We start from the raw sequence: 13,220 nt of genomic DNA on the forward strand, positions 1-13,220 counted from the left end.
TACAAGATGAAGAAGATTATATTGTTAAGTTGTTTGTTATGTGCAGGCATATTTGCCTTTGCACAAGACCCTGATTTCCATATTTACCTGTGTCTCGGCCAATCCAACATGGAGGGTAATGCAAAAATCGAACCACAGGATACGTGTAATATGGGTGAACGTTTTCTGATGATGGCGGCTGTTGATTGTCCGTCTTTGGGACGTGTCAAAGGACAGTGGTATAAGGCTGTCCCTCCGTTGGTACGTTGCCATACAGGGTTAACACCGGCCGATTATTTCGGGCGTACGTTAGTGGAAAGGCTGCCTGATAATATTAAGGTAGGTGTCGTCAATGTAGCTGTTGGTGGTTGCCGGATTGAGCTGTTTGATGAGGAGAATTGCGAAGAGCATATTGCCTCTCAACCGGAATGGCTGAAGAATACCGCGAAAGCGTATGATAATAATCCTTACCGCAGACTAAAGGAATTGGCTGTAGAAGCACAAAAAGCGGGAGTGATTAAAGGTATCCTTTTGCATCAGGGCGAGTCTAATACCGGTGATAAAGAGTGGCCTCAAAAAGTAAAGAGAGTCTATGAGAGTTTGTTGAGGGATTTGAATCTTCAGGCAAAAGATGTTCCTTTGTTGGCGGGAGAAGTGGTGCATGCCGACCAGAATGGCATATGTGCAAGCATGAATGAGATAATCAATACGCTGCCGCAAGCGATTCCGACTGCGTACGTGATTCCTTCTTCGGGCTGTCCTGCCGCAGAAGATAATTTGCATTTCACGGCAGAAGGATACAGAAAATTGGGAGTGCGATATGCCGAGAAACGACTCCTTTTGTTGGAGAAAGAACCAAACTCCGGGATTACCACCGAACCGGCATCCACTAATATTCCGGGATATGACTATCCCCGGGTGGATAAAGAGGGGCGTGCTCATTTTCGTTTCTATGCTCCGCAGGCTAACAGGCTACAAGTGGATTGTTGCGGAAAGAAGTATGATATGTGGAAAGATGCCGGAGGACTCTGGACGGCAACGACCAACCCTCTGCCTGTAGGATTCCATTATTATTTCCTGATTGCAGACGGGGTGTCGGTAACAGATCCTTCCAGCTATACGTTCTTCGGTTGCTGCCGTATGGCAAGTGGCATCGAAATCCCTGAAGGTGAGGAGGGGGATTATTATCGTCCTCAGCAGGTACCTCACGGGCAGGTTCGTTCCTGTACGTATTACTCCGAAACGCAGAAAGAGTTCCGTCGTTGCATGGTGTACACACCGGCAGAGTATGAAATTCATCCGAAGAAGCGCTATCCGGTATTGTATCTGCAACATGGCATGGGTGAAGATGAAACCGGCTGGAGCACTCAGGGAAAGATGAATCATATTATGGACAATCTGATTGCATCCGGTCAGTGTGTGCCGATGCTCGTGGTGATGGATAGCGGAGATGTGGAAGCTCCGTTCCAGCCGCGTCCCGGAAAGGATATAAACGAAGAGCGGGCTCTGTATGGCGCAACTTTTTATGATGTTATTCTGAAAGACCTCATCCCGATGATAGACCGTACGTTCCGCACCAAAACCGACCGCGAACACCGTGCGATGGCAGGATTGTCGTGGGGAGGACACCAGACGTTCCAAACAGCGTTGCCGCGTCTCGACATGTTCTCCTACATCGGCGGGTTCAGCGGGGCGATTTTCGGGCTGGACGTGAAAACGTGCTTCGACGGTGTGTTTGCCGATGCAGGTAAGTTCAACAAGAAAGTGCATTATCTCTTTCTCGGCTGCGGCACGGACGAACAGATGGGCACGAAGAAGTTGGTGGAGTCTCTCCGTGAACTGGGCATCAACGTGGCTTATTATGAATCGCAAGGCACCGGTCACGAATGGCTCACATGGAGACGCTGTCTGAAAGAGTTTGTTCCACACTTGTTTAAACATTGAAAAGGATATGAATTTGAAAGCAAAACTTGTGGCGGCATTATTGCTGCTTGGAGGTGCTCTACCCCATGAGGCAGGAGCGCAAAATCCGATTGTGCAAACCTGTTATACGTCGGATCCTGCTCCTATGGTGCATGATGGCACATTGTATGTCTATACAGGACATGATGAAGATAAGGCTGATTTTTTCTGGATGCAGGAATGGCGCGTGTATTCTACCAAAGATATGGTGAACTGGACTGACCATGGCTCTCCTCTTGCCATCGAATCATTCGACTGGGCGGACGACCGTGCCTGGGCGGCACAATGCATCGAACGCAATGGTAAATTTTATTGGTATGTCTGTTTGCACTCTAAACTGACCAATACGATGGCAATCGGTGTGGCGGTAGGCGATTCACCTGTCGGTCCTTTTAAGGATGCCATCGGTAAACCCCTTTATGACGGGAGCTGGGATTATATAGATCCTACCGTATATATAGATGATGACGGTCGTGCTTATCTGTATTGGGGAAATCCGAATATCTATTATGCGGAATTGAATGAAGATATGATTTCCTTGAAAGGTGAAGTGGGTAAACTGCAACAGACTGTTGAGAGCTTTGGTGCACCCAATCCGGAAAAGCGTGTCAAAGGTGTTAAGTATAAAGATACTTATACAGAAGGTCCATGGCTTCATAAACGGGAAGGAAAATATTATCTTCTTTATGCTGCCGGAGGTGTCCCCGAACATATTGCCTATTTCATGAGCGACGGACCTCTTGGTCCGTGGAAGTATATGGGAGAAATCATGCCTTTACAAGATACGGGCTCGTTTACTAACCATTGTGGAGTGATAGACTATAAAGGCAATTCTTATTTCTTCTATCATACGGGTAAGCTGCCGGGTGGTGGAGGCTTCGGGCGAAGTGCGGCGGTGGAGCAATTTAAGTATAACGCTGACGGCACTTTCCCGATTATTAATGCTACCCGGGAAGGGGTATCACCGGTAGGCACGCTCAATCCTTACGAAAGGGTGGAAGCTGAAACAATCGCTTTTTCTGAAGGTGTGAAGTCCGAACTTAATGCGAAAACCGGTATATATATATATCTGAAATTCATAATGGAGATTATATAAAGGTACGTGAGGTGGATTTCGGCAATAAATCCCCCAAACGGTTCACTGCTACCGTTGCCAGTGCCCTTCGTGGCGGGACACTTGAAGTACGTACAGACAGCATAAACGGACCATTAATGGCGGAACTGACTATTCCTTCAACGGGCGGTTGGGAATGCTGGAAAACATTGCAGGCTGATATTGTAAAACCGGTCACAGGAATACAAGATATTTATTTTGTATTCAAAGGCCGTAAAGGCTGCAAACTGTTTAACTTTGATTGGTACAAGTTTAACAGATAAACATGCCAGAGAGCAGTTGGGTTACTCTTCCTTTTTACTCAACTGCTCTTTCATATACATGGAAGGCGGAACTCCGTATAGCTCTTTAAATGTAGTCGAAAAATTATTCGGGTCGTTGAATCCTGTTAGCATAGCAATCTCGGAGATTGTATGCTGCTTTTCAGACAGTAAGCGTGCGGCTTCTTTCAATCGTATGTTGCGTATAAAATCACGCGTTGTCTGGTTGGTGAGTTCTTTGAGTTTGCGGTGCAGGTGCACGCGGCTTATGCCTACCTCGTTGGTAATCTGCTCGATGGTCAAGTTCGGATTGCTTATATTATCATTGATCACTTTCATGACACGTTCCATCAACTTTTCATCGGGTGATTTCACTTCCAGTTTCTGAACCTTGTTCTCCTGATTTTGCTGACCTGCAAATACTTTGCGTAACTGCTGCCGTATATTAATCAGATTTTCTACCGTCTTTTGCAGGATTTCGATATTGAATGGCTTCATGATATAGGCGTCGGCTCCTGTATTCAGACCTTCAAGGTTGTCTTCTTCCCTCGTTTTCGCGGTAAGCAGAATGACTGGGATATGGTTGAGGTTTACATTCTGCTTGATTTTCCGGCATAAGGTAAGTCCGTCCATTTCGGGCATCATGATGTCACTAATGACTAAATCCGGAGCCTTTTTAAATATTTGCTCTAATGCTTCTTTACCGTTACGGCTTTCCATGATATGAAATTTGTCTCCAAACTCCTGCGCTATATAATTTCGGATTTCTTCGTCGTCCTCTACAATTAATACGTGATATTTAGTTTTTACCCTGACTTTCTTTTCTTCCTCATTTTCTATAATGGGAGAGATGACAGGAACAGTTGGTGCGGCTACAGTTACCTTTTGCTCATTGTTGTCAACTTCTTCAGGCCGTAGATGCTTGTTACCCAACGGTAATCGGATAATGAAACGGCAACCCGGTTGTTCTTTATTATTTTCTACATAGATAATTCCATGATGTAATTCCACTAATGAACGAGTCAGATGTAATCCTATTCCTGTTCCGCCTTTCGGATTCTGTTGGCTGTTACGTATCTGATAGAAACGATCGAAGATACGTTCTTTTTCCTGTTCATCGATGCCTGTTCCGGTATCCGCGATAATTATTTCGGCATATTGTTTCAAGGGATCGGGCAGTGTATTGTCTTCTCCCGTACGGATGGTAATATCTATGTTTCCTTTTTCGGGAGTAAACTTGAAGGCATTAGACAGAATATTCAGGATAATCTTATCAAAATTACCTGTGTCTACCCATACATTCAGTTCCGGGAGCGTACTGTGAAGTTGCAGCCGGATATTTTTTGTATTTGCCTGTTGACCGAACGTGGTACATAAATCCTCTATAAAAGGAATAATATTGGTCTCCCGGAACATCAGGAACATTTGTCCTTTATCAATTTTCCGGATATCCATTAGCTGATTGACAAGATTCAGAATACGTTCCGCATTTCTGTAGATAATATGGTATATTTTCAGGCGTTCATTGTTCTCCTCATTCTTAATCAGTTTCTGTAGAGGACTGATGATTAGAGACATCGGAGTGCGTATCTCATGAGAGATGTTGATAAAGAACTGCAGTTTTGCTTCATTGATTTGTTCGGCATGGATATGTTGCAGCATTTCCTGATGCATTCTGTACCGATGTCTGATTTGAAGAATAATGATAAATATAATGGTCAGTAATAATAAGGAGTAGATAACTTTGGCCCACCATGAAGCATACCATGCAGGAGATATAAAGATGGTGATTTCCTTTATATTTGAATACACAGTGTTGTCTTTTGCTCTGATTTTAAAGTTATAGGTGCCGGGTTTCAGATTGCTGAATGAGATACGGTTTACACCTTTGGGCAGGCTAATCCATTTTTCATCGTTGATAGAATAAAGGTAGTTGATGTGTTCGGGGGCATTCAATTCCAGAGTGGCAAACTCGATGCTGAACACATTGTCTTTATAAGATAGATAAAACTCTTTTGCGTTGAATACGGGGCAGTTGATAATATTGTGAATACCGGATTTCATTCCTTTTCTAACCGGATTGTTATGCAGGAAAAAGTCGGTAATCCGGATATTCCATGTTTTTGCCGGATTGATAATGTCTTGCGGATTGAAATAGGTGATACCATTCATTCCGCCAAACCAAATAATGCCTTGTTTATCTTTGAAGGAGGCATTCTTGTAGAACTCATTTCCCTGTAATCCGTCGCTGACATAATAATTGATAAATTTGTTGTTTTTCTTTTGGAATTGGGAAATTCCGGCATTGGTGCTTATCCAAAGAAAATCCTTTCCTTCTCCTTGTATGGCATATATTGTATTACTGGGCAATCCGTCGGCAGTCGTATAAGTGGTTAGTTCTTTCGTTTTTTTATTCCAACCGGATAATCCTTCGGAACTGCCCAACCAGACAACTCCGTCGGCATCTTCAAAGATTGAATAAATAACATTTTGTGAGAGTATCTTATGACTTTGGAAATCAGGACTGTCGAGGTCTATACAGTTGACGCCGTCGTAAGTTCCGACATACAGTTTATTATCATCGGAATAGTGCAGGCAACCTATCCATTCGTTGATTAGAGATGTCTGAGATTGTACGGAGGTAAATTCTTTCGTTTTCAGGTCGTAGTAGAACAAACCGAATCCCATTGTCGCAATCCAAAGACGTTTGTTTTTATCTTCAGCGAAGTCGTATACACGTTGGATATAGTTGTTGTTCTTATCTACCAGTTTGTATTGGTAATCGCACAGTCCTGTCTGTTTGTTCAGCTTTCCCATACCGTTGATAAAGGATCCGACCCACATATTGTGTTCGGAGTCTTCGTACAATTTAATAACAGTTGAGGGTACTGAATGAGGATGGGCGGTGTGTGAGAAATGTTTGGCCGGCTCCAGCTTTTCCGTAAGGGCATAAATACCGTCGTTATCCGTTCCTACCCATAGAGTCCCGTTATTATCTTTACAGAATGAAGTAATGCAACAGGAACCGATGCAATTTTTATCTGTTGATTTATGTCCGATATACTTAAAGCTGTTGGTGCGGGCCGGAATTAATATGACTCCTTTCTGATAAACAGCTAGCCATAAGTTGCCCGAATTGTCCTTTAGGATGGAGTGTATTTTCGAGTTTCCCGAATCGAAATAATTATTGTCAAACTTGTATTCGGAGATTTCGTGTGTCTGGATATTATAAATGACTACTCCCTTGCCGTCAGTGCCGATATACAATTCATTGGGTATACCGGAATAAAGGAAGCAAACAGGGAGTTCTCCTTTCTCTTTCAAATTGACCGGAACAAAGGTTTTACGTTCTTTATCGTAAATGAATAGTCCTTTTCGTATACTTCCTGCATAAATGTTGCCTCGCTGGTCCTCGCATATACTTTTGACGTATCCGTTGTCTTTAGACAAGTGTAGCGTGAGCTGATTGTCGGGAGTGAGTTGATATACTCCTTCTTCCCCTTTTGCCATCCATACATTTTGTTTTTTATCTTCAAACAGACTTCCGGGTGAAGTGACTGCAATATCGGCTTTTCGGACAGTCAACAGATGGTCTTTGATGTCCAGCTTGTACAATACATTTCCGGATACCCATATCTCTCCGTTTTTTCGCTCGATGAAAGAATTAATGTTGCTTTCAAGCGTTTCTTTGGTATCTTCCCATTTGGCAAGTGGAGTAAAATTGTCCGTGGCCGGATCATACATTTGAATCCCTATATATGTGCCGATAAGCAAATGACCCTTGCTGTCTTCAAAAACAGTACGAACAAAATTGTGGGCTAATGAATGTTCGTTATCGGGCTCATGTTTGTATATGGTAAATTTAGCACCGTCATAACGGTTCAGGCCATCTTCTGTTGCAACCCAAATGAAACCGTTCCGGTCTTGATATATTTGATTAATCAGACTGCTGGAGAGCTCTTTGTCAGTAGTGAATAACTTAGGAGATTGTCCGTTGCATAACAAAGAAAACAATAATAATAGAAAAGTGAATACATTTCTCATAGTTTATAGATCGTTGTTGGTAGCACAAAGAAAACTAAAAACCTACATATAACCTAATAAAAGATGAATATTTTCATTAGGCTTCGGGAGTACAATCGGATGTTGTAACATCGTTGGTGAATAATGTAACATGAGAAAAGATTGACCTACCACCCCGTCCTTCGGACACCCCTCCTTCCTGAAGGAGGGGAAGCCATGCGGACGAACTTATATCGAACTGACGTTACTTACAACATAGGTTTTACCGGGCTTTGTTTCGATGTCATATTCATAAACTTTCTGCAGTTTGGGAGATTGCGCACTTACCCCTTTGGCTACAAGAGGTTGCTTGACGGGAGTGGTGGCGAATAGTCTGTTTGAGCACTCTTTTCCGTTTGCCTGTTTTAAGCCTTTCCCTTTCAGGGGAACATAAGACCGGATGCGGAGCGTACCGCCTATATTCGATCGGATGATCGCTTTATTTAACACCTTGTTTTTCCAGTCCATATCGACGGTAAAGTTTCCACGTGCCACCAGCCCCTTCACACTTCCTTCTTTCCATGCATCAGGCAATGCCGGCAATAAATGTACGGCACCGTCATGACTTTGGAGCAACATCTCCGCTACTCCGGCTGTATAACCGAAATTACCGTCAATCTGGAAAGGCGGATGGGCATCCAGCATATTGGGATAGGTACGTCCGTTCGGATATTCGTTAGCCAAGTGATCGTTGGGCAATAGTTGAATCATATTTTGGATGATTTGGAAGGCATGGTTTCCATCCAGCATGCGTGCCCAGAAATTGACTTTCCAGCCGATACTCCAACCGGTAGCCTTATCACCGCGTTGCAGCAATGTGTTTCTTGCTGCCTGGAATAACCCGGGATTGGAGTATGGAGAAATTTGATTACTCGGATATAGCCCGTACAAATGTGAAATATGACGGTGCTCGTCCTTGGGATTGTCAATGTCTTCCAGCCATTCTTGTAGTTGATTATGTTTTCCTATTTGCATAGGTGGCAACTTTTCCAGTGTTTGTTTGAGCGAATCCTGGAAAGAGGAGGCTTCACCTGCGATGTATGAAGCCGATAAGGTATTATGCAGCGCATCAAAGGCAATCTGGTTATCCATGGTGCAACCTGCCGTGATGGAACCGTGTTCCGGTGACACGGAAGGAGACACTACCAACCATTTATATACTGGATGTTCCACCAGAAAATCCATATAGAATTGTGCGGTTCCTTTCAGTATCGGATAATATTCCTTTAGAAATTCTTTATCTCCGGTAAAGAGGTAATGTTGCCAGATATGTTGAGCTAACCATGCACCGCCGCTAGGCCACATTCCGGCTGCGGCAAAATCGACTACACCACAGATTCTCCACAAATCAGTATTGTGATGCGCCATCCATCCCCGACAATCATACATGGTTCGGGCGGTTTCTGCTCCTGTGACAGATAAATCTTTCAACATGGAGAATAGCGGACCATGTGTTTCACTTAAATTGGTGACTTCTGCCGGCCAATAGTTCATTTCTGTATTAATGTTGATGGTATACTTGCTGTCCCACGGGGCATGTGTGCTGTTATTCCATATTCCTTGCAGATTAGCCGGTTGTCCACCCGGTTGTGAAGATGAAATCAGCAGATAACGTCCATAATGGAAAAGTAGAGCAGCCATTGCCATGTCTTCCCCATTCCCGAAGTTTTCAATTCGTTTGGGAGTTTCCAGTTGGGAAGCTTTGCCTGAAGGTAATGTAAGGCGTACACGGTCAAATTGTTTTTTATAATAAGCGATATGGTTTTTGAAAGCTTTTTCGTAAGGTGTTTGCATCGCTCTTTTCAGATATTCGCTGGTCCGTTGGGATTCATCGGCACTGACATCCTGGTAGTTTACGTAGTTGGTTGCTGCCGATATATAAAGGGTGGCTTCTGTTCCTGCATTTATTTGGAGCGTATTTCCTGCCGGGCGGAGAGTACCATCTGTTTTCACTTGAACCTGACATTCTGCGCGTAGTGCGGCTTTCAAGCCTTCCTGTTCTTTCCCTTGACAGGTGATAGTCAGTTTGTTATTTTGAGCATTGACCTCATATTTCAATGGGCAGTTGTATGACACATTGAAATTTAGCGCATGGGGTTGGCTCGCCTTGATGTGCATGATGATGACATTATCCGTGAATGAGGCGAAAGTAGTGCGGGTATAGTTTATACCATTCACTTGATAGCGGGTGGTAGTTGTTGCATTTTCCAGATTCAAGTCGCGGTAGAATCCGGTGGCATCCTTATGTCCGGGGAACTCCAGGTACAAATTTCCCAATGTCAGATAGCTCATTCCGTGTTGCCGGGTTAGAAAATTGGCATCAATGAGCCTTTGTGCTTCCTTGTTTTTTCCTTCAAATATCAGTTTGCGCACAATAGGGAGGACATGTACTGCATTCGGGTTATTATTGTTATAAGGAGAGCCTGCCCAAAACGTTTCTTCATTCAGTTGCAGTTCTTCACGCTCGGTTCCTCCATATACCATCGCCCCAAGGCGGGAATTGCCGATAGGAAGAGCTTCCGACCAGTTCTGTGCCGGTTGGCTGTACCAAAGTTTCAAATTTTGTCCTGAAACTAAATGACTTGTTAACAGGAATAGCAGGAAGAGTGTGTTTCTATTCATATTGTACATTTGTATAGGAATTAATATGGGTTTCTCATGATTTGAAAGTTTTCGCTCAAATCGGTCGGATTATATGTCGCAAAGATAGATTATTTATTTGTTATGAAAGCATAAAAGATGTATCGGATTTTTTGTTCGTAGGTTGCCTTTCTCTGTTTATGTTACCAATATTATACTGATATGTTACATGCGGTTTATTGAGGGTGGATTTTTTTGCTTTTTGTATGAGAACGACGTATTTTTGCCATAAATAGATAATTGGCAATATGAAGAAGTTGATTTTATTTTTTATTGTATCGGTTTGTGGTTTGTCGTTGTATGCACAAACGAAGTATCAGAGTAGAGTGATGACAGATACGCTCTACAGTAACGTATTAAAAGCAAAGCGTGCATATACTGTTTATCTTCCTAAGAGTTTCGAACAGGATAAAAATAAAATGTATCCTGTTCTCTACCTGTTGCATGGTATGTGGGAAAAAAATGATGTATGGATGAATCGCGGGCATGTAAAGGATGTGATGGACTGTCTTACAGCCGGTGGGGAAGCTCGTGAAATGATAATAGTCTGCCCCGATGCGGGGGGAGGAGATCCGAATATCTTTCAGAATGGGTATTTCGATATGCCGGGTTGGGCGTATGAAACATTCTTTTTTACGGAGTTTCTGCCCTATGTAGAGAAACGTTTTCGGGTGATGGGTGATAAACGGCATCGGGCTATAGCAGGACTTTCGATGGGTGGTGGCGGAGCTACTTGTTATGGGCAACGCCATACAGAACTTTTCTGTGCAGTCTATGCTATGAGTGCATTGATGGATATTCCGGAAGAAGGGGCCGCCCGCTTTAATGATCCGAATGGAAAATTGGCAATTCTGACTCGTTCGGTTATAGAAAAAAGTTGTGTAAAATATGTTACCGGGGCAAATGAAGAACAGAAGAATGAACTGCGTAGTGTAGCTTGGTTTGTAGATTGTGGTGACGATGACTTCTTGCTCGACCGTAATATTGAATTTTACCATGCAATGAGGCAGGCTGATATCCCTTGTCAGTTTCGTGTGCGCGATGGAGGGCATACCTGGGAATATTGGCATTCGGCTCTCTATATTTGTTTGCCTTTTATTAGTCGGTTGATGGGTGTGTGATTTTGTCATAGCGACGCAAGTTATGGCAAACGGGCCGAACTGATAACAGACCAGTATGGTTATTATTTCGTTATGGCTCAACCATCCCTTTGGGTTGCGGTGACGGTGTCCTTTATTTCTCTATTCTTTGGAAAGAACAAATGAAACGAAATTAATGGGCATGTCTTTAAAAGATTTGCTTTCCATTAATCGCCGGCTATAGTTGTCTGTCTAGCCGACTGTAGTCGGCTGATTGGACAACGGTAGTCGACCAGGTGGACAACTCCAGTCGGCTTCTTATATGCAAGCTGTTCCACAGGGAAAACGCACGATTTAAAAGGCTTTAATAAAGGTATCTATCAAATTAGTTAAGTACTCATCACTCCATCCTGCCTTCTTCCTTTTCCTATTGACCGAAGTCTTCTTGTCTTCATCCTGATAATTCTTCAAAATGGTCAATGCCATTTTCGTTAAAGTGGAAAAGTTTTGTGCCGAATTCATCATTTTTCTTCCATCATCTTCATTAAATGTAACATCCAATTGCCAATGCAATCCATTTTCTACCGCCCAATGCTTTCTCTTATATTTAAGAATAAGCTCTGGATTGTTCACTAATGAAGAGATGAAACAATGTTTCTCATTTTGTATTTCTCCTGTGGCTATATTTATTTTCTCGGTCTTTATCATTCCATAAGTCCTAAGATTCTTCCAATCGCGATAACAGAACCCTAATCTACTGGGCTCAGAGCAGGATATGCAGGTCCTTGTCACCATAAATCCATGACCTTCTGTGGTTTCTTCAGCTCTTTTGATAAAATCATTTTTTCTTCCGGAAATTAGCAAGTACTCCGCATCGTTTTCGATATTTTCCCTTAGTTTTAAATGGTTGTCTTTCACCTCTAAAAGATAATCGGCTTGTTTCTCTACTATTTTTTCTACAATTTTCTTTTGGGTACCAAGTGCATCGATGGTAACTACATCTCCTTGTCGTATATCAATGTCGTCCAGTAATTTGGGTATTGCTACTATTTCATTCTCTTTTATTGAGACCCGTTCCTGCCCTAATGACAGACTCATATCAGAAAGAAAGGCACTGACAACATGAAGTTTGGCTACTGATGCCTGCTCCTTTGTTATTTTACCCGCTGACTCTTGTACCAGTTTATCAGCATTGATGGCACCACGGATCGTTTTTCCGTCAATAGCTATATGTCTATTCGTATAAAGATCATTTCCCTCATTAATTTGAACTTTCGACCAGTCACAATCTTCTATGGATGGTGAATCCCCCCTCATATTACGGGCCCATTCTCTGTAACAACTCTCTAATTTTTCCGTTTTTATGATACAAAAAAATCGGCGTAATGTATCATGTGACGGGGTAGTTTCTAAGTCCGGTATGAATCTTCTAAGAAAATCTTTCTTATAACGGGCGAAGTCTGCTATATCATTCCAACTCTGACAATCACAAAAAATACCTGATAAAGTGACAAGCATTATCAATTTGCCCGAATAAGTGACTTTATTCTTTTCACGTGGGTCGATTGTATCAATAGCTTCAGACATACTGGCCATATGACGCGCCAATTCGTCATTTATTAAAAAATCTTTTGCAATCTTATCCATTACTATTTATTATTTAGGCGTGAAGATAATGAAATACTAGAAGGTATACAATATAAATAATCAATATATCAATTGAAGAACCACGAAGATAAAAAAAAGGATGAAACCAATAGGTAACATGACAATGGGAAGTTGTGACATGTCTATAGGAGGAAAAGAAAGTAGGAAGACTTTATTTATTAGATATAAAAGAGTTTTGCCATCAAATAAGTTTTGAGAAGAAAAGATAAATGCTGGTTATTAGATAATTAACGATCGTGCGTTTTCCCTGAGCTGTTCCATTTGCTAAGCCTGACAATACCGATGCGAAGGTTACGGGCTATGAAAGTGCAAACTGTGGGAATTGTGAAGGCGTGAAGGGCGTGAAGAAAAGCTTTCTCTTTATTTGTTCACAGAAAATACCTGTCAAACAGATGGTTGCCATCCGTGAAGGATGTGAAGGAGAAGAACTAAACTTTATTGGGGCTTTGGTAATTT

5 protein-coding genes and 1 pseudogene are annotated in these 13,220 nt (G+C 42.5%); 3 read left to right on the forward strand and 3 right to left on the reverse strand.

Annotation, left to right across the window (positions count from 1 at the left end):
- The first annotated feature begins 6 nt into the window (after positions 1-6).
- Entirely contained in the window at positions 7-1,923 is a 1,917-nt protein-coding gene (locus A4V03_RS00245; protein ID WP_065537496.1) for a sialate O-acetylesterase, read from the forward strand.
- Between the two features lie 7 nt (positions 1,924-1,930).
- Positions 1,931-3,318 (forward strand): annotated as a pseudogene (locus tag A4V03_RS00250) (glycoside hydrolase family 43 protein).
- 21 nt (positions 3,319-3,339) lie between these two features.
- Here A4V03_RS00250 and A4V03_RS00255 read toward each other — a convergent pair.
- Together A4V03_RS00255 and A4V03_RS00260 are read right to left on the reverse strand one after the other, a co-directional pair.
- Positions 3,340-7,359 (reverse strand): hybrid sensor histidine kinase/response regulator transcription factor, encoded by a 4,020-nt coding sequence (locus A4V03_RS00255; protein ID WP_065537497.1) that lies wholly within the window; start codon positions 7,357-7,359, stop codon positions 3,340-3,342.
- A 207-nt stretch (positions 7,360-7,566) separates the two neighbouring features.
- Positions 7,567-9,999, reverse strand: coding sequence for a glycoside hydrolase family 95 protein (locus A4V03_RS00260; RefSeq protein WP_065540212.1), 2,433 nt, complete (start codon positions 9,997-9,999; stop codon positions 7,567-7,569).
- Positions 10,000-10,265: 266 nt separating this feature from the next.
- Between A4V03_RS00260 and A4V03_RS00265 the strand changes: the two genes are divergently transcribed.
- Complete coding sequence (locus A4V03_RS00265) at positions 10,266-11,138, forward strand: alpha/beta hydrolase (RefSeq protein WP_065537498.1); 873 nt, start codon at positions 10,266-10,268, stop codon at positions 11,136-11,138.
- Positions 11,139-11,450: 312 nt separating this feature from the next.
- Here the strand turns inward: A4V03_RS00265 and A4V03_RS00270 are convergent, their stop codons facing one another.
- Entirely contained in the window at positions 11,451-12,743 is a 1,293-nt protein-coding gene (locus A4V03_RS00270) for an ISAs1 family transposase (RefSeq protein WP_065537499.1), read from the reverse strand.
- Positions 12,744-13,220 lie beyond the last annotated feature (477 nt).

This window comes from Bacteroides caecimuris (assembly GCF_001688725.2).
Lineage (GTDB): Bacteria > Bacteroidota > Bacteroidia > Bacteroidales > Bacteroidaceae > Bacteroides > Bacteroides caecimuris.